This window comes from Fusobacterium sp. FSA-380-WT-3A (assembly GCF_012843705.1).
Taxonomy (GTDB): Bacteria; Fusobacteriota; Fusobacteriia; order Fusobacteriales; family Fusobacteriaceae; genus Fusobacterium_B.
This window is the reverse complement of record NZ_JABAFQ010000001.1, coordinates 240060-259229: the sequence shown is the minus strand read 5'-3', so window position 1 is coordinate 259229 and position 19170 is coordinate 240060. Positions and strand designations below refer to the sequence as shown.

Annotated in this window: 20 protein-coding genes and 1 riboswitch; of the genes, 8 read left to right on the top strand and 12 right to left on the bottom strand. The window is 26.6% G+C overall.

The genetic code is table 11. The features are described 5' to 3' along the window. The first annotated feature begins 10 nt into the window (after nt 1–10). Both HF862_RS01260 and mscL read left to right on the top strand, forming a co-directional pair. Nucleotides 11–1174: an NADP-dependent malic enzyme gene (locus HF862_RS01260; protein ID WP_170186103.1), complete on the top strand. Its 1164-nt coding sequence runs from the start codon at nt 11–13 to the stop codon at nt 1172–1174. Nucleotides 1175–1183: 9 nt separating this feature from the next. Then, complete coding sequence (gene mscL, locus HF862_RS01255) at nt 1184–1588, top strand: large-conductance mechanosensitive channel protein MscL (RefSeq protein WP_027129179.1); 405 nt, start codon at nt 1184–1186, stop codon at nt 1586–1588. 41 nt (nt 1589–1629) lie between these two features. Here mscL and HF862_RS01250 read toward each other — a convergent pair whose 3' ends face one another. The 4 genes from HF862_RS01250 to HF862_RS01235 form a co-directional block, all read right to left on the bottom strand. Beyond that, nucleotides 1630–2388 (bottom strand): RNA methyltransferase, encoded by a 759-nt coding sequence (locus tag HF862_RS01250; protein WP_170186102.1) that lies wholly within the window; start codon nt 2386–2388, stop codon nt 1630–1632. Between the two features lie 15 nt (nt 2389–2403). Next, a complete protein-coding gene (locus HF862_RS01245) occupies nt 2404–2865 on the bottom strand; it encodes a YbaK/EbsC family protein (protein ID WP_170186101.1) in 462 nt (153 codons plus the stop codon). A 132-nt stretch (nt 2866–2997) separates the two neighbouring features. Further along, entirely contained in the window at nt 2998–4089 is a 1092-nt protein-coding gene (gene dnaN, locus HF862_RS01240) for a DNA polymerase III subunit beta (protein ID WP_170186100.1), read from the bottom strand. A 20-nt stretch (nt 4090–4109) separates the two neighbouring features. Beyond that, nucleotides 4110–5156, bottom strand: a complete 1047-nt coding sequence (locus HF862_RS01235; RefSeq protein WP_170186229.1) for an extracellular solute-binding protein — start codon at nt 5154–5156, stop codon at nt 4110–4112. A gap of 272 nt (nt 5157–5428) precedes the next feature. Between HF862_RS01235 and HF862_RS01230 the strand changes: the two genes are divergently transcribed. Further along, nucleotides 5429–6403 (top strand): magnesium transporter CorA family protein, encoded by a 975-nt coding sequence (locus HF862_RS01230; protein ID WP_170186099.1) that lies wholly within the window; start codon nt 5429–5431, stop codon nt 6401–6403. A gap of 177 nt (nt 6404–6580) precedes the next feature. Here the strand turns inward: HF862_RS01230 and HF862_RS01225 are convergent, their stop codons facing one another. The 3 genes from HF862_RS01225 to HF862_RS01215 all read right to left on the bottom strand — a co-directional run bounded on the left by HF862_RS01225 (nt 6581) and on the right by HF862_RS01215 (nt 8467). After that, a complete protein-coding gene (locus tag HF862_RS01225; protein WP_170186098.1) occupies nt 6581–7132 on the bottom strand; it encodes a hypothetical protein in 552 nt (183 codons plus the stop codon). A 71-nt stretch (nt 7133–7203) separates the two neighbouring features. After that, nucleotides 7204–7968: a DNA alkylation repair protein gene (locus tag HF862_RS01220; RefSeq protein WP_170186097.1), complete on the bottom strand. Its 765-nt coding sequence runs from the start codon at nt 7966–7968 to the stop codon at nt 7204–7206. Further along, a complete protein-coding gene (locus tag HF862_RS01215; RefSeq protein ID WP_170186096.1) occupies nt 7943–8467 on the bottom strand; it encodes a nitroreductase family protein in 525 nt (174 codons plus the stop codon). Before HF862_RS01215 ends, HF862_RS01220 begins: the two co-directional genes overlap by 26 nt. Nucleotides 8468–8601: 134 nt before the next feature. On the opposite strand from HF862_RS01215, the gene HF862_RS01210 reads away from it, so the two are divergent. The 3 genes from HF862_RS01210 to HF862_RS01200 all read left to right on the top strand — a co-directional run bounded on the left by HF862_RS01210 (nt 8602) and on the right by HF862_RS01200 (nt 10767). Then, nucleotides 8602–8904 (top strand): hypothetical protein, encoded by a 303-nt coding sequence (locus tag HF862_RS01210; protein WP_170186095.1) that lies wholly within the window; start codon nt 8602–8604, stop codon nt 8902–8904. Next, complete coding sequence (locus HF862_RS01205) at nt 8891–9571, top strand: pseudouridine synthase (protein ID WP_170186094.1); 681 nt, start codon at nt 8891–8893, stop codon at nt 9569–9571. Before HF862_RS01210 ends, HF862_RS01205 begins: the two co-directional genes overlap by 14 nt. 227 nt (nt 9572–9798) lie before the next feature. Beyond that, complete coding sequence (locus HF862_RS01200; RefSeq protein WP_170186093.1) at nt 9799–10767, top strand: tyrosine-type recombinase/integrase; 969 nt, start codon at nt 9799–9801, stop codon at nt 10765–10767. Nucleotides 10768–11150: 383 nt separating this feature from the next. On the opposite strand, the gene HF862_RS01195 is transcribed toward HF862_RS01200, so the two are convergent. The 3 genes from HF862_RS01195 to HF862_RS01185 are packed head-to-tail and all read right to left on the bottom strand — an operon-like array spanning nt 11151 to nt 13886. Then, nucleotides 11151–11909, bottom strand: a complete 759-nt coding sequence (locus tag HF862_RS01195; RefSeq protein WP_170186092.1) for an alpha/beta hydrolase — start codon at nt 11907–11909, stop codon at nt 11151–11153. 10 nt (nt 11910–11919) lie between these two features. Further along, the gene (locus HF862_RS01190) at nt 11920–12675 is read right to left on the bottom strand and encodes an esterase family protein (protein ID WP_170186091.1); all 756 of its coding nucleotides are present in this window, start codon (nt 12673–12675) and stop codon (nt 11920–11922) included. Nucleotides 12676–12692: 17 nt separating this feature from the next. Continuing rightward, nucleotides 12693–13886 (bottom strand): acetyl-CoA carboxylase biotin carboxylase subunit family protein, encoded by a 1194-nt coding sequence (locus HF862_RS01185; RefSeq protein WP_170186090.1) that lies wholly within the window; start codon nt 13884–13886, stop codon nt 12693–12695. 209 nt (nt 13887–14095) lie between these two features. Then, nucleotides 14096–14267: riboswitch (Lysine riboswitch) on the top strand. Nucleotides 14268–14380: 113 nt separating this feature from the next. Here HF862_RS01185 and HF862_RS01180 point away from each other — a divergent pair. Both HF862_RS01180 and HF862_RS01175 read left to right on the top strand, forming a co-directional pair. Further along, nucleotides 14381–15964 carry a Na+/H+ antiporter NhaC family protein gene (locus HF862_RS01180; protein WP_240934736.1) on the top strand — a complete coding sequence of 528 codons (1584 nt, stop codon included), beginning with the start codon at nt 14381–14383 and terminating at the stop codon, nt 15962–15964. A gap of 145 nt (nt 15965–16109) precedes the next feature. After that, on the top strand, nt 16110–17453 hold the full coding sequence (locus HF862_RS01175) for a uracil-xanthine permease family protein (protein WP_170186088.1): 1344 nt from the start codon (nt 16110–16112) through the stop codon (nt 17451–17453). Between the two features lie 48 nt (nt 17454–17501). On the opposite strand, the gene HF862_RS01170 is transcribed toward HF862_RS01175, so the two are convergent. Then, the gene (locus HF862_RS01170; protein ID WP_170186087.1) at nt 17502–17969 is read right to left on the bottom strand and encodes a methylated-DNA--[protein]-cysteine S-methyltransferase; all 468 of its coding nucleotides are present in this window, start codon (nt 17967–17969) and stop codon (nt 17502–17504) included. Then, the gene (locus tag HF862_RS01165) at nt 17959–19158 is read right to left on the bottom strand and encodes a CaiB/BaiF CoA-transferase family protein (RefSeq protein WP_170186086.1); all 1200 of its coding nucleotides are present in this window, start codon (nt 19156–19158) and stop codon (nt 17959–17961) included. The genes HF862_RS01170 and HF862_RS01165 overlap by 11 nt, the downstream gene beginning before the upstream one ends. Between the last annotated feature and the right edge of the window lie 12 nt (nt 19159–19170).

The following is a 19170-nucleotide window of genomic DNA, read 5'->3' as shown; positions in this document are numbered from 1 at the left end:
GAGGAAAGTAATGAATATTTACGAAGAAGCACTAAAGCTACATGAGGAGCATAAAGGAAAAGTAGCAATGGTTTCAAAAGTACAGGTAAATGATAGAAAAGATTTATCACTTGCTTATACTCCAGGAGTAGCTGAGCCTTGTAGAAAAATAGCTGAAAAGAAAGATGATGTTTATAAATATACATCAAAAGGAAATACAGTAGCTGTTATAACAGATGGAACTGCTGTTTTAGGATTAGGAGATATTGGCCCAGAAGCTGGACTTCCTGTTATGGAAGGAAAATGTCTTTTATTTAAAAGATTTGCCGGTATAGATGCTTTTCCTATATGTTTAGATACTAAAGATACAGAAGAAATTATAAAAACTATAAAATTAATTTCTCCAAGTTTAGGAGGAATAAATTTAGAAGATATTTCTGCTCCTAGATGTGTAGAAATAGAAACTAGACTAAAAGAAGAATTAAATATTCCTGTATTCCATGATGACCAACATGGAACAGCTATAGTTGTTACTGCTGGATTAATAAATGCTTTTAAATTTTTAAATAAAAAATTTGAAGATGTAAAAATTGTTGTAAGTGGAGCTGGAGCTGCTGGTTCTTCAATATGTAAACTTTTACATCAAATGGGAACTAAAGAGATTGTAGCTGTAGATATTGATGGAGTTCTAAATAGAGATGATATAGAAACATATAACCCATTAAAAAAAGATTTAATGAAATTCTTAAATCCTAATAATATAAAAGGTGGATTAAAAGAGGCTATTGTTGGAGCTGATGCATTTATAGGAGTTTCTGCTCCAAAACTTTTAACAAAAGAAATGGTAGCTACAATGAATAAAGATTCTGTTGTATTTGCTATGGCTAATCCTGAACCAGAAATATTACCAGATGAGGCCAAGGCTGGAGGAGCTAGAATAATTGGGACAGGACGTTCTGATTATCCAAACCAAATTAATAATATTTTAGCTTTTCCTGGAATTTTTAGGGGAGCTTTAGATTCAAGAGCCAGTCAAATTACAGAAGAAATGAAAATAGCTGCTGCTAAAGGAATAGCTGCTGTTATAAAGGATGAAGAATTAAGAGAAGACTATATTATTCCAGATGTATTTGATGAAAGAGTAGTAAAAGTAGTTGCTAAATCTGTATCTGATTTTGTTTTAAAAAATAAATAGGTGAAGAATATGAATTTTATTAAAGAGTTTAAAAAATTTGCTCTTCGTGGAAATGTTTTAGATATGGCAGTTGGAGTTATTATAGGGGGAGCTTTCAGTAAAATTGTAAATAGTATGGTTAATGATATTATAATGCCTATAATTGGAATTCTTACTGGAAAAATAGATATTTCCTCTCTTCAATTTTTAATCCCATCTAGTATAGCTGGAGGAGAACCAGTTGTTGTTAAGTATGGACAATTTTTACAAAATATTTTAAATTTCTTAATAATAGGGATAAGTATATTTTTTATGGTAAAATTGGTAAATAGATTAATTAAAAAACATGAAGATGAAAAACCAGCACCAAAACCAACAAATGAAGAGATTCTTTTAACAGAAATTAGAGATTTATTAAAAGAAAAACATAATTAAAAAGAAAAAGCTGTTGTAAATTTAAATACAACAGCTTTTTATTATATAATCTCTCTAATTTTATAAAGAATAATTCCACAAGCTACTCCTACATTTAGAGATTCAGCACTTCCATAAATAGGAATTATAACCTTTTCATCTGATACAGCTAATATACTTTTTGATATTCCGTTTCCTTCATTTCCAAATATAATAGCATTTTTCTTTTTTAATTTAATTTCTGTATAGGGAACTGAATTTTTATCTAAGGCTGTAGAAATTAATCTATAGTCTTTGTCCTTTAAAAACATCACCATTTCATCTTCATTCATATAACGAAGTCTTGCATTAAAAATAGAACCCATTGTACTTCTGATTACTTTTTCATTATAACAATCTACACTACCTGTAGTAAGAATTATATCTTTAAATCCAGCAGCATCAACTGTTCTTATAATTGTTCCTAGATTTCCAGGGTCACTAACTTTATCTAATACTACTATATTATTTTCCAAATTATCTAAAGAATATTTTTCATATGAATATACCAATATAACTCCTTGAGAATTTTCTTGGGAACTTAATTGAGAAAATAACCCAGAAGAGAGAATATATTTCTCACATTGAAATTTTTCTAATTCTTGTTCTATAAGAGATAAATCAAATTCTTCATCTATAAATATATAGTTGGGAGTAGTAGAGAAATCCAAGAATTTTACCCCCTCTGCTAAAAATAGTTGTTCTATCTCACGATATTTTTTTTGTTTTAATTTTTTTACTTTTTTAAAAAGAACATTATCTTTTCCTGATATTTGTAACATAAATTCTCCTCAATTTTATTTAGTTATATTGACCCACTCACCTTTTGTAACATCTACTAACATATCCACAGTTATTTTAACTGCTGAATGGGGTGTTCCTCCAGCTGGATAAACTATATCAAACTCTTTTAAAGTTTCATCTAAAAAGATTCTTAAATCTTTTTTTAAACCAAAGGGACAAACTCCTCCAGGCATATGTCCTGTTAATTCTTCAACTCTATCAAAAGGTATCATAACTGCTTTTTCTTTAAATCTAGCTTTAAATTTTGAATTATCAACTCTAGCTGTCCCTTTCATAAGAATTAATATACACTCACCACTCTTTAATAAAAATCCCATTGTTTTAGCAATTTCATCTTCTTCTATTCCAAAAGCTATAGCAGCATCTTTTACAGTTCCTGTGTCTTTATCTGTTTCACTTACCATAAGAGGTAAATCATTATCTAAAAAATATTTTTTTACACTTTCTAAACTCATAAAACTCCTCCTAATTATTATCTTACAAGTTATTATATCACTACTTTTATTTAAGTCAATTTTATTTTTATAAACTTTGAAAAATTTATATAAAAAAACTGGTAGCTCAGCTACCAGAATTTTTTATTATAACTATCCTTTTAAAGCTAAAGGCATTAAAATATAAATATAATTAGGATTATCATACTCTGTGATTCTAAACATTGATGAGGCATTAACTCCCTCTACCATAGTATTTTTAGAAATATTATTTAAAAATTCAAGCAAGAATTTTGTATTTAAAGAACCTTTAAAATTCTCTCCAGATTTTATCATATTAACTTTTTGACTAATTTTTCCTTTTCCTGAATGAGATTGAATAGTAAGAATATTATTTTTAAAATCAAATATAGCTCCATATTTCGCTTCATAACTTGTTTTTGCTACAGTTATAACTTTTTTTAGAGAGCTTTTTAACTCATCAGTATTAAACTCCATATTTTTATCAAAAGAATTAAAATCTAAGATTTGACGGAAATTAGGAAAGGCTAAGTCTATTGTTCTTGTAGAATAATAAGTATCTCCCCATACAAATATCAAATGCTTATTACTATATCCTATAACCATATCCATATCTACATCTTTTATAATTTTTGTAAAAGAGTTTATACTATCAAGAGGTATTGAATATTCTTTTTCTTCATTCGATTCATTATTTTCTTTAAAATAAGCAAGTCTATATGAATCACTAGCTATAAATTCCATAGAAGCTTTATTAAATAAAACTTTTATACAGTTTAATGCTAAGTTATCACTTGTTTGATAAGCACAGAATTTACATTTTTCAAGGGCTTCACAAAATAATTTTGCATTAATAGTGGTAATTGTAGTAAATTCTTCTTTCAATATTACTGGGTATATATTATCATCTAAAACAATAAATTCCCCTTGATGAACAACTAAAGAATTATCCTTTAAATAAATTTCTATCTCTTCTTCATCTAAAAGTTTTACATATTCAAGGATAAGTTGAGATTTTACAACAACAATTCCCTCTTCCTCTACTTTTCCTTCAATAACTTTTATTAAATTAGATTCAAGACAAGTTCCTGTAAATACTATATTTTTTTTAGTAGCTTCTATTTTTAATCCAGCTATTATAGGCTTTATTGGATTTTCTTTTAATATAAGAGAAAAATCAGATAAAATATTTATAAATTCTTCTCTGTTAATTCTAAATTTCATACTATCACCCTATAAATTTATTAAAAACCACCTTTAATTTTTTCCCAATATCTATTCTGCATTGGTAAAGTAGCAGTTGTATCTCTTAATAATTGACTATTTTTTAAATCTTCCATTTGGAATAAAGGTTTTTCCTTTGTAAGCTCTCTAGCAGGAACATTTATAGATGGAACTACTAGATAGTCAGCAATCATTGCATAAACTTCTGGTTTGTGAATATATTCCATAAATTTATGTGCAGCTTCTTTATTAGGAGCAGTTTTTAAAATTACAAAAGAATCCAATGAGAAAATTCCACCCTTTTCAGGAATTATAAAATCAGTAGTTTTCTTTTGTTCATCTGTAAGTTCCATATAGATATTTTCTCCATATCCTTGTACTACCCAGAAATCTCCACTTGCAAAGTTTTTACCAAAAGATTCAGAATCAAATTTTGCTATATTTTTTTTCCAACTATTTATTTTAGCTTCTGCTTCTTTGAAAGCTTTTTCATCAGCTACATCTTGTGGATATCCACACATTCCTAAAGCAGCCCCCATAACTTCCCTCATATCATCTAAAAGACTCATTTTTCCTTTTAAATCTTCTCTTTCATAAATAGAATAATCTCTTGGATAATCTTTTACATACTTTGTATTTACTGCTATTAAAGTAGAACTAACTGTATAAGGAACTGAATAATCATTGTTAGCATCAAATACAGCTAATTTCTCTAACATATCTTTATCTATATTTTCAAAAGTAGATATTTTTGTTTTATCAATTTTATCTAACATTTGCTCTTTTATCATAATTTCTACATAATCAGGTGAAGGCATAACTAAATCATATCCTGTTGCACCTGCTTTTAATTTTGTAAACATCTCTTCATTTGTAGAATAAATATCCTCCACTACTTTAATTCCTGTTTCCTTTTCAAAACCTTCAAATACTTCTGTTGGAATATATTCAGCCCAACTATATACATGAAGAATATTTGAATTTATTTCCTGTTTATTTCCTCCACATGATACAGTAGCCATTGCTATTGTTCCAGCCAAAAAAATTTTTGAAAATGATTTGAACATATTTTTTTTCAATTTAAACCTCCCTTAAATAAAATATTAACTAAGTTATTATACAATAAATTTCCTAAATTCACAAGTAAATAATTATTAGATAAAAAAAACTTTACAAGTTATAAAAATTTTAGTAAAATGTAATGTAAATAAAAATTTTAATTAAAGAGGTGGTTTTGTTATATGGACACGTATTCCTTGTGTTATAAAAAAATATAGTTCTCTTTATCATCAAACTTTTCATGATAAAGAGATGTTTTATTATGAAAGGTGGATTTTAAATGATACAAGTTATAAAAACTAATGAAAAAAATAAATTAGATTATTTATACTACAAAACTGATGATGATGACATTGTTAATTATGAAATTTTAAGAGAAAAAAACACTTGGATAAATTTAACTGCTCCTACAGATGAAGAAATAGAAGCTTTAGAAGTTGTCTTAGATATCCCTCAAGAGCATTTAAGAGCAGCCTTAGACGAAGAGGAAAAATCTCGTTTAGAAATAGATGGAGATATAATTTTAGTTATTATTGACATTCCAATTCATAATGATGGTGATGATAAATGTTCCTTTACAACAATTCCTCTTGGGATTATACTTTTACCAGATAACATTATCACAATTACTATAGATAAATTTCCTTTAATAGATGAGTTTATAAAAGGAAAGGTTAAAGAATTTTTTACTTATAAAAAAACTAGATTTATTTTACAACTCCTATTTAGAAATACATCATATTATCTATATTACCTAAGACAAATTGGACGTGTTAGTGATGTTGTAGAAAGTCGTTTAAAGAAAAACTTAGATAATGATGAACTTATGTTATTACTTGAGTTAGAAAAATCACTGGTTTATTTTACAACTTCTTTAAAATCTAATGAGGCTGTTTTAGACAGGATTATGAGAATGCAACTTGTAAAAAAATATCCAGATGATATGGAGCTTCTTGATGATATAATTATTGATACAAAACAGGCCATAGAGATGGCAAGTATTTATACTAGTGTCCTAAGTAGCACTAGGGATGCTTTTTCTACTATTATGTCAAACAACCTAAACAATGTAATGAAAAGACTTACATCAATTACAGTTGTTCTAGCTGTCCCTACTATTATATCGGGAATATGGGGAATGAATGTATTAGTCCCTTTTGGTGAAAGCAATTTTGGATTTTTAAGTGTAATAGTTATATCTATTGTTCTTAGTTTCCTAATAGCTCTTTGGTTATCAAAAAATAAAATGTTATAATTATAAAAAAAGCTGGAATTATTATCCAGCTTTTATTTTATAATATTATTTATTTTTAAAAATATTATCATAAATTTTTAATGAATATCCTGTTATAAATATAGGAAATAAAAATATATAAATAGATACTCTTAACAGGTATTTATAAAAAATACTTTTTTTCATGAAACTCTCCCACTACATTTGTTTATTTAATTTTTTTATAGCTTTTAACAATAATTTATTATTATTAATTTTATCATACATGCTTAAAAGCCAGTTTAATTCCTCTTCTGTTATCTCTAAATTTTCCATTATAAAATCTTCTAATCTCTTTATCTCTTCAGGAAATAGATTTATTTTTGTAGAATCATTTATCTCTCCAATAGTCTTTCCACCACCAAAATAGATAAGTAATCTCTTCCAATTATCCATTAAATCTACTTTTCTCAAAAGCATAATAGATGTATAATTAAGTTCAGGAATATTTACATATCCTTTTCTTCTAAGATAATTTCTAATTTCTGAACTATCTTTTCTAGTTTCTTGTAAGACTTCTCCTGCTTTTTTCATATTCATAACCTTAGGAAGCTTTGTTACTTTTCCCTTTGTTCTTAAATACTTAGATAAAGGAACTACTTTAGAAACATTGTAAAATTCCACAGCAAATTCATTGAATGTAAAAATATCTGGAACTCTTCCTTTTTCTATATAGTCTATATACTTATCTAATTTATTAAAGTCAACCATTGAAAGTTCTCCTTATCATGTAATTTATAAGGTATATTATACACTATATAATAAAAAAGTCAAAGAAAAATCTATTTTTTAATCTTTAATCCATCTAAAAATATTTTATCTTCTTGAGAAACTCTAAAGGATTCTCTAATTTTTTGTATAGATTTATTATAAGTCCATATATCAATTTTTTCTCTTTTTTTAACTAAAAAATTTAAAGTTTTCTCTCTTTGTTTTACAAAAAGCTCTGATAATAACCAAGCTAAACTCATATTTACATAATAATCATCAGATTTTATCTTTTCACATATATCTAAAACTATATCTATATATTCATCATCTGTATAATAACTTAGAAGAGAGACTAATTCAATTCTTATAATCCAAGGATTTTTAGATTTATAAAAATCTTTTATAAATTCAAAATATTCTTTTTTATAGTTTTTTATAAATTTATAACTTCCTATAGGACAATCGCATAAATTCCAAGAGTCAACATATTTTTCATAATAATCTCTAAGATAATCTTCTAATTCATTATAAGATATTTTCAAATAACTTATAACTAATCCTCTTATTAATTTTTCCTCATATGTATTATTTATATTAAGAGATAAAAAACTTTTGTAATCACCTTTAGAAATATCTTTAGCAATTTTTTTTATAATGGGAGTTTTCAATCCAATACAAGTATCTATTGGAATATTAAGAACTTTACAATGTCTTTCTATATCCCAATTTTTTTCTTTTTTTGAATGTAAAAAATTAATAAATTCTTTATAGTTTTTTTGATTCCAATCTATATTTATTAAATCTAACTCTTTAGTTTCTATTTCCATATTTCCCATAACTTACCTTTTCAAAATTTATATTATCTTCAGTATAACTAGGTTTTTCCTCATCTGGATATCCTAAAGCTATTAAACATAGTACTTGATATTTTTCAGGGGTATTAGTAAGCTTTCTAAAGACTTCTTCTGATGATTTTCCATCTACACTTTGTCTTTCTTTTAAATGACACCAACAACTTCCAAGCCCTAACTCATGTGCTTTCAATTGTATAGCATAAGCAGCAATAGAAGCATCTTCAATCCAAGTCATAGCTTTTTCCCCATCACAAATCACCCCTATACAAGCTTGAGCAGTTTCTAAAAATCCAGCTCCAGAACTTTTTATTCCTATTAAAGATTTTACATCTTTTTCATTATCAAATACTATAAATTCGCAAGCTCTAGCATTATGACCAGTAGGAGCAATTAAAGCAACTTTTAACAGTTCATCTATTTTTTCCTTTTCTACAGGTATATTTTTGTATTTTCTAATACTTCTTCTTCCATAAAAATCCATAAATTCCATCTCCTTTAAAATTTAATCTATTCTTTAGACTATCTTTATATTTCTATTGTCAAGAGAGAAAATATAATTTTATTTATTAATAATTTTATGGTACAATAAATATATATTATATTTTGGAGAGTAAAATGAATAAAGAAAGTAATATATCTAAAGAATACAAAACTTTTAAAAAATATATTTTAACTTTGGACAAAGAAGAAATCTTTGATAGAGCATTTGAAATTAATTTTTATACTGAAATATACAACTATATCAAATATCTTGACAAAGAAAGTAGAAAACTATATCATATTGATTCACTTGAGATATGGAAACTTTTTAATTTTTACACAGATAGTGATTTGTATAGTATAGAATCTCAAAATAATATTTTAATGCTCATAAATGCTTATAATAAATATAGAAAGGAAAATAATGAGATTAGATAAATTTTTGACTGAATGTGGTTTAGGAAGTAGAAAAGATGTAAAATCTTTAATTGAAAATAAAAAAATATCTGTTAATGATAATTTTAAAATTTCCTCAAAAGATAATATTGACGAGAATAATGATATAATAAAAATAAATGGAGAAATTCTTAGATATAAAAAATTTAGATACTATATCCTAAACAAAAAAGCTGGTTTCATAACTGCTGTAGACGACCCAAGAGAAAAAACTATAATGGAACTTTTACCAGATTGGGTTATAAAAAAAGACTTAGCCCCTGTAGGGAGATTAGATAAAGATACAGAAGGATTATTACTTCTTACTAATGATGGAGTACTTAATCATAAATTGCTTTCCCCTAAAAGCCATGTGGAAAAAACATATATGGCTATATTAGAAAGAGATATATCAGAAGAAGATTTAGAAAAATTGAGAAATGGTGTTGACATAGGAGGATATATAACAATGCCAGCAAAAGTTCTGAAAATAGAAAATAAAAAAATTCATCTAACTATTAATGAGGGAAAATTTCATCAAGTAAAAAAAATGTTAGAAGCTGTAAATAATAAAGTTATATATTTATATAGAATTTCTTTTGGTAAATTAGAAATTGGTGATTTAAAAATTGGAGAAGTAAAAGAAATATCTTTAGAAGATATTATATGATAAATATAATTAAGAATAGGACTTTTTTATTAATTGCAAAATTTTAATTTCATAGTCGAAATTATTAGTTTTTTATAAAATAAAAATTATTTTTATAAGTTATTAATTTTATATTATTACTATAATATAAAACTTAGATGTACAAAGTTATCTTAATTTTTTAGAAATATAAATATATACTCTTTATAAAAAAGTCCTATATATTAATATATAAAAGAGGTGTTGTTTTGGATTTAATAGTAAAAGAAAAAAATGAAATTTCTGTTAGGCGTAGAAAAAAAAGAGAAAAAGAAAATAGAAAATCTATATTTGAAATCTATCGTAGTGAAAAGACTATGAAAGATTATTTTTTTTATTTGAATGATTTTTTACTTTTTGTCTATGATAGTGGAGAGCCTATACAAAATGATGAAGTCTTAGAACTTATGTTTGATATAACAGAAGAAGATATAGAAGATTATCTTTCTCATCTTTTATATGAAAGAAAACTAAAAAAAACATCTGTTAATAAAATTATGTCTGCTCTTAAATCTTTGTATAAAGAGCTAGAAAAATATAATGTCTCTAATCCACTAAAACATATAAAACTTTTTAAGACTTCTAGAAATTTAGATAATATTTTAAAAGTATCTTATGAAGATATAAAAAATATCTTAGCTAATTACAAAGTTTCTGGAGAAAAGGAATATAGAAATACAATCATAATGTACACACTATTTTATACAGGAATGAGAAGCCAGGAATTATTAAATGTCCGATATAAAAATATACTTAAAAGAGATAATGATTATTTTATAAAAGTAGAAAAGTCTAAAAGTGGAAAAGAATTATATAAACCTTTACACAATAATTTAGTAGAAAAACTTTTAGAATTTAAAAATTATATTATGAATATGTATGGATACTCAGAAGAAGAGTTAGAAGAGAAATATGTTTTTTCTAGTTCTTATGAAAAAAATTCTCAACTTTCATACAAAGCTCTTTATAACATAATTCAAGATATGGGAAAAGTTATAGGGTTAAATATAAGCCCTCACAATATAAGACATGCAATTGCTACAGAACTTTCTTCTAATGGAGCAGACTTAATAGAGATTAGAGATTTCTTAGGACATTCAGATACTAAAGTAACAGAAATATATATAAATGCAAAGTCTTTACTTGATAAAAAAGTTATATCAAAAATCCTTGATTAAATAAATATAAAAAATAATAGGACTTTTTATAATATGTTTTTACTTTTATAATTTATAAAAGGTTTTAAGATATATTTTTTTAGTAAATTAGTATTCTATAATCCTTAAGTTAATTTATAGATTTTTATATAAAATTAAAAACTTATAGAAATAATTTTTATTTATAATAATAATTATAAAACATATTTAATCAGATATAATTAACATTATATTGAGTTAAATTATTGAACTTATAGAAATAATTTTTATTCTAATAAGAAAATATAAATTTCCTCATTAAAAGTCCTATTATAAAAAATATTTATATATATTAATTTATAAAAAAGGCTATTACAAATTAATTATTTTTTTAATCTGTAATAGCCTATTTTTATTTTATAATTCTATTCTATAAATCCTAATTCAGAAAAAAATGAAGGTAACTCTTTTTCCCAAGAAGCTTCATCATGCCCACCACTTATCATTAAATGTGGAAAAACTTTAGCTCCTTTCTCTGTAAACATTCTAGTTATTATTAAATTTTTTTCAGTTCCTATAGCAAGGTTTTTAGCTCCTGCAAACTCTCTTTTTCCCCAACTTATATATATAGTAGTATCAGGATTAAAAGATGAATTTTCTATATCCTTAATAAGTCTTCCAAATATATAGTCATAAAATGGAGAAACACAGGCAGCTTTTGAAAAAACATCTGACCTAGTTGCTATTCCATAAACAGACATCAAACCTCCCATAGAACTTCCACCTATACCAGTAAACTCTCTTTCTGGTAAAGTTGGAAATTTTGAATCAATATAAGGCTTTAGTATATCTGCTATCCAATTAGTAGTTTTTTTACCAAATCCTTTTACTTTTCCCCACTCTTCATCTGTAAAAGAGTATGGTGAAAATTCACATAATCTCATATTACCTTCATGATTACACTCTATACCTACTATAATTACTCTTCCGTTAACAGAGTCTAAAAAATTTTTTATACCCCAAGATTTACCATATGTAGCATCAGAATCATAAAAAAGGTTATGTCCATCAAACATATACATAACAGGAAATCTTTCTCCCTCTTCTATATCATCAGGTAAATAAATATGTAAAAGTCTATTTTCTTTAAAAGGTTTTATAAAAATTTCCTCTTTGATAATCATAATTCGCTCCTTATAATATATGACTTAAAAAATATGGAAGTTGTACTCTCCACCATGGCCAATCATGGTCAACATCATATCCCCAATAATCTATCCATGCTGGAACTTGAAGTCTTTCAAGATTTTCTTTCATATAATCTGTATCTCTAATACATTCCTCTTCCCATCTACCTTGTCCAACACAGATTATTATTTTAGAATTTCTATACATATTTAGATAAGGATGATTCCAAGGCATATTTCTTAAAAATTCAACAGGTGAATTATTATAAACTAATTCATTGAAGTGGTTTGGAAAAAAGAAATTAGCATCATATAATCCACTTAAAGATATAACACTATCAAAAACATCTGGACGACGGAAAAAGAAATTAGCTGAATGATATGCTCCCATACTACATCCTGTTGTTAAAAATTTTCCATAATAGTAGTTTCCAGAAGTTTCTTGATAAATTTCCCTAAATCTAGGAATAGCTTCATTAATTATATAGTTAAACCATTTTTCATGTTGTTCTATTCTTTGTTGATAATCCCCATTCTTTCTAGACCAACTTTCTAAATCTATACTATCAACACAAAATAGTTGAATTTTTCCCTCTTCTATATAATTTTTTATACACTCAACCATTCCAAATCCTTCATAATCAAAAAATCTTCCATCTTGAGCCGGAAAAACCACACAAGGTTTTCCACTATGTCCATAAACTTTAAACTCCATATCTCTTCCTAAAGAATGGCTGTATTCTCTATAATAAGCTATATGCATATTCTCTCCCCCTTTTTCTAGTATTGTTTTAAGTAATCATTTTCAAATTCTAGGCATTGCTCTAATGTTTCAAATCTTGCAGTAATCATATCATTTCCCATAGCTGCAGAAAATACATCAGGCATTCTTTCTATCATCACTATATTATTTTTATATTTTTCTAAAATCTCTTCTCTTGAATTTACATAATTATGTTCATCCCTTCTTGAAGCATAAATACAATGATATGGTCTTGAGTTAGGGTCAAATCTTCCTTCATCAAAGCAAATCATATTTGCCCAAATTTGATAAACATCTATATTGTTAGCAAAATTCATCATATCAGGAGTATATCCTCCAGGTGGACGCATATTAACTTCTAGACCTAATATTTCTCCTTTTTTTGCTAATCCTGGTTTATCTTCCAAAAGTCTAAAAAATTCACAATGGAAAAAACGACTATTTGTATCAAAAGTTTGGACAGTTTTTCTACCAGTTTCTTTTAAATCTTCTGGGATAACCCTATAAGAATAATAACTAACATCTTTTTTCTCATTTACAATATCCATAATAGGAATAGGATAAGCATGAGCAGTTTCGAAAACTATTTCTTTTTTACTATTTACTATTCCATCATATGAAAGTAACTCTCCATTTATAAATTCTTCCATTATGTATTCCACTTGTTTATCATATGTTTCATAGAAAAAATTAAATTCTTCATTACTATCAAGTCTATAAGTAGCAGCTGCTCCAACTCCATTATTTGGCTTTACAATTACAGGATAACCAACTTCTTCAATAAAATTTAAAGAATTTTCATAATTATCAACTATATGATAACGAGCTGTTTTTACTCCTGCCATAGCATAAAACTCTTTCATTTTACTTTTATATTTTATACCAGCTATTCTATCATTTTTTAATCCTGTATTTACATTAAAATCTGTACGAAGTTTAGCGTCTCTTAATAGCCAATATTCATTGTTACTTTCTATCCAATCAATTTTTCCATATTTGAAAGCAAAGAAAGCACAAGCTTTGTAAACTTCATCATAATTTTCTAATGATGAAACTTTATAATATTCATTAAGAGAATTTTTTAACTCTGGAGATAAACTGTCATATTCTGCGTCCCCAATCCCTAATATATTAACTCCATTATTCTTCAATCCTCTACAAAAATTCCAATAACTTTTTGGAAAATTTGGAGATAAAAATATAAAATTCATCACACTCACCCCTTTTTTTAAATATTAACATATATTATCATATATTTTTAGTATATTCAATATATTTTTTTATAACTTTATAAAAAATTACAACAGTTTTATATGATAGATTATATTTATATTTTTTATTTATTTTATAAAAATATATTTTTTAACTTTTGTATTGACTTTTATATAAATAAGTAGTATAATGCACAAAAGTAAATAAGCTAGAGGATAGAGGTTGCAATTTTCAAGAGTAATCTAAATGTAAAAAGTTGGTGAACTGTTATTTAGACAAAAGGGGAAATTGCCGAAAGAATTATACTACACCATATAATTCTTGGGCTATTACAAAATATGTAATAGACTGTCACAAATTTGTGGAGAGCTATCAAAGTAAATTAGTTTTATCATTATCACTAATTGAATATAACTCATTTTTGTGAAGCCTCATGTTAATTGTGGCTTTTTTTATTTGTCAACATTAATTTTTTATAAATATGGAGGGTTTTATGAAAAAAAGTTTTATTAGAAGCATTTTAATATGCTCAATGTTTTTACTGCTATCTGTCTTTTCTTTTGCTGGAGAAGAAACTTATCAACCAGCACTTTATTCTACATTTTGGTCATTAGTACCACCTGTAGTAGCTATAGTTCTTGCTCTTATAACTAAAGAAGTTTATAGTTCTTTATTTATAGGAATAACTGTTGGAGGTTTATTCTATTCAGGATTTACTTTTGAAAAAACTGCTACTCACATTTTACAAGATGGATTTATTTCAGTTCTTTCAAATAGTTATAATGTAGGAATTTTAATTTTCTTAGTTGTTTTAGGAACTATGGTTTGTCTTATGAATGCAGCTGGGGGGTCATTAGCTTTTGGTTTGTGGGCTAGTAAAAAAATAAAATCTCGTATATCAGCTCAACTTGCTACAATATTATTAGGTTGTTTAATATTTGTTGATGACTATTTTAACTGTTTAACTGTTGGAAGTGTTATGCGTCCTGTTACAGATAAATATAATGTATCTCGTGCAAAACTAGCTTATATTATAGATTCAACAGCAGCTCCAGTATGTATCATTGCTCCTATTTCTTCTTGGGCAGCAGCAGTTACAGGATTTGTTCCTGGAGAAGATGGATTTTCTATATTTATTCAAGCTATCCCTTATAATTTCTATGCTCTTCTTACAATTTTTATGTTAGTGACATTAGTTATTTTTAATGTAGACTATGGACCAATGAGAATTCATGAAGAAAATGCTTTAAAAGGAGATTTATTTACAACTGCTGACCGTTCATTTGTTACAGAAGAAGTTCAAGAAAATAAAAAAGGTTCTGTATTAGATTTAGTAATTCCTATTATTTTATTAATTATTTGTTGTGTAATTGGAATGGTTTATACTGGAGGATTTTTTAGTGGAGCTACATTTGTAGAAGCTTTTTCAAGCAGTGATGCTTCATTAGGACTTTCTTTAGGAAGTATATTTGCTATGATATTAACAATAATTATTTATTCTGTAAAAAGAGTTTTAAGTTTTCATGACTGTATGGGTTGTATTCCAGAAGGATTTAAAGCTATGGTTCCAGCTATAATAATTCTTACTTTTGCTTGGACTTTAAAAGCTATGACTGATAGTTTAGGAGCAGCTCCTTATGTAGCTCATTTTATGGAAACTTCAGCTAGTTCTTTAATGAATATGTTACCAGCTATTATATTCTTAGTTGGTTGTGGACTTGCTTTTGCTACTGGTACTTCTTGGGGAACATTTGGAATTTTAATTCCAATAGTTGTTGCTGTATTTGATGGTGACCATCAAATGATGATAATAGCAATTTCTTCTTGCATGGCTGGAGCTGTTTGTGGAGACCACTGTTCACCAATTTCTGATACTACTATAATGGCTTCTGCTGGAGCTCAAAGTAATCACGTAAACCATGTTTATACTCAATTACCTTATGCTCTAACTGTAGCTGCTATATCTTTTATTTCATATATTATTGTAGGATATACTAGAAATTTATTTTTAGCTCTTCCTTTTGGAATGATAGCTCTTGTAGTTATTTTATTAGTAACAAGAAAAAGACATATCTAATTTAACATAATAAAATAATAAAACAAAATGTTGATTATAAATTAATTTTTTATAATCAACATTTTTTTCATTACTAGATTTTATTAAAAAAATATGATAAAATATTCTGTATTTAAAATATTACATTTGTTTTTATGGAGGAAAAATGTTAAAGGAAAATAAAAATTTAACAGAATCTAGTGAGTTATTCAAAATAGATGGAAAACCTTCTTTTTTAGAAGCTCTACCATTAGCCTTTCAACATATTGTAGCTATGTTTGTAGGAAATGTTGCTCCCATTTTAATTGTATCTAGAGTTGCAAAATTAGACCAAAACATCATTACAATTTTGATTCAATGTTCTATGTTAACTGCTGCCATTGCCACTTTTATACAAATTTATCCTATTGGAATTTTTGGTTTGCAAACAGGGTCTAAATTACCTGTAGTAATGGGTGTAAGTTTTGGATTTTTACCAACTACTTTAGCAATTTTGTCTGATGGTTCAGGAAGTTTGCCAATATTATTTGGTTCTCAAATAATGGGTGGAGTAGTTTCTATTTTAATTGGAGGATATTTAAAAAGAATAAGAAAATTTTTTCCACCTTTAGTAGCTGGAACAGTAGTTTTTTCCATTGGTTTATCTCTATTTCCTATAGGAATTAATTATATGGCTGGTGGAGTTGGAAGTCCTACATATGGCTCTTATGAAAACTGGGCTATAAGTTTAATAGTTTTAGGAATAGTTTTATTTTTTAATCACTATACTAAAGGAATTGCAAAATTATCTTCAATTTTAATTGGAATGACTATTGGATATATAATCTCTTTATTTTTAGGAATTGTAGATTTTACTCCTGTAAAAGAAGCTTCTTGGTTTGCTCTACCTAAATTCTTTGTATTTGGACCACCTCAATTTGAAATTGGTTCTATAATAGCTATGTCTATTATGTATCTTGTAACTGCTATTCAAGCTGTAGGAGACTTATCTGCTGTCACTTTAGGAGGAATGAATAGAGAAGTTACTGATAAAGAGTTGTCTGGTGGAGTTATTGGAAATGGTTTCAGTGCTTTAGTAGCTTCTGCTTTAAACTCTTTTCCAACAGCAACATATTCACAAAATGTTGGATTAGTAGTATTAACAAAAGTGGTAAGTAGATATGTAATAGGAATGGCTGCTACATTTTTATTAATAGCTGGTTTTATGCCAAAATTTGGAGCTATAATAAATACAATTCCTTCAGCTGTAATCGGTGGGGGAACTATAACAGTTTTCTCTATGATAAGTATGACTGGAATACAAATTATCAGTAAAAATGGAATTACTGGAAGAACAATGATAATAGTTGGATTATCTGTAGCTTTAGGTTCTGGGATAGGTCAAGTACCACAAGCTATTGCTCAATTTCCTCAAATTATAAAATTAATATTTGGTTCTAGTGTTGTAATGTCAACTCTACTTGCTTTATTACTAAATCTTATTCTTCCAAAAGAAGAAGAGAAAAAATAATAAAAGAAAAGCTAAAGATTGGATTTTTCCTCTCTTTAGCGTTTTTATTTATATATTTTCTTTTTCAAAATCAAGAAGATATTTTTTTATATCTAATCCTTTTGCATATCCAACTAATTTCCCATTGCTTCCTATAACTCTATGACATGGAATTACTATTATAAATGGATTTTTATTATTAGAATTTCCTATGGCTCTAGCTCCCTTTGGACATCCTACATTTATACCAATTTCTTTATAAGTTCTAGTTTCACCATAAGGAATTTTTTCCAATTCTTTCCAAACTTTTATTTGAAAATCTGTTCCTTTAAAGTTTAATGGTAAATCAAATTTTTTTCTCTGTCCTAAAAAATATTCTTTTAATTGTTTTACGGCTTTTTCTCCTATATCATCACTTTGATTATTTTCAAAATCTATATTTTCTATTAACTCCACAGAATTTATATAATTTTCATCATAAATTATTTCTAGAAGTCCAATAGGAGATTTATAATATTTTTTATAATTATTTTTCATACAGAGATGTTGCTCCAACTTCTATTAAGTTTTTAATATCTTCTTCTGAATATCCTAATTTTTCAAGTATCTCTTTTGTGTGGTAACCTAAAGGATATCCACTTTCCTTATATTCTATAGGACATTCTGAAAGTTTTAATGGAGTTCCCATTTGCTTTACAATTTTTTCTTGAGAATTAGCTACTTTTACGTCTACAACTAATTTTCTATCTTTTATATGTTCATCTTCTAACAAAGCTTCCCTCATATTTAAAACAGGTTCTACACAAACATCTTTTCCTTCAAATATATCCAGCCATTCTTTTAAAGTTTTTTCTAATAATCTTTTTCTAATTTTTTCTTTCATCTCTTTTACATTTTCAGGCATTACTGTTTCTTTGATAAGTTCTGGAAGTTCTATACAATTACAAAAGTTTTCCCAAAATTTTGGTTCAAGAGAACCAACACTTAAATATCTATTATCTTTTGTTTCATAAAAATCATAGGCACTTCCACCATTAAGTCTTGTTTTTTCTCTTTGTGGTTCTATTCCATTAACTAAGAAACTTGCCCCTTCCATAGCATGAAATGGAATAAGTCCATCAAACATAGATATATCAATATATTGTCCTTTTCCTGTTTTTTCTCTGAAATATACAGCAGAGAGAATACCTATAACAGAATGAAGAGAACCAACTCCTATATCTGCTATTTGCATATTTGTTAACACAGGGCCTATATTTTCTTTTCCTGAATAATTCATATTTCCACTTCTAGCAAGATAGTTTATATCATGGCCAGCATTATTTTTTAAAGGTCCTGTTTGTCCATAACCTGTTAGAGAACAATATATAATTTTAGGATTTACTTTTTTCAAATCTTCATAACCAAATCCTAATCTATCCATTACTCCAGGTCTAAATTGTTCAATTACTATATCATATTCTTTTATCAATTTATATATAATTTCTTTAGCTTTTTCTGTTTTTAAATTAAGAAAAAGATTTTTCTTATTTCTTCCAAGCCAAGCTTGATTGGCAGTAATATCACAACCATCTATATAAGGAGGATAATCAGCCACTATATCTTTTTTATCAGGAGCACTTATTTTTATAATATCAGCTCCTAAATCCCCTAACATAAGAGTAGCATAAGGTCCTGGTAATAATGTTGAAAAATCTAAAATTTTTAATCCTGTTAAAGCTCCCATAATATCACTCCA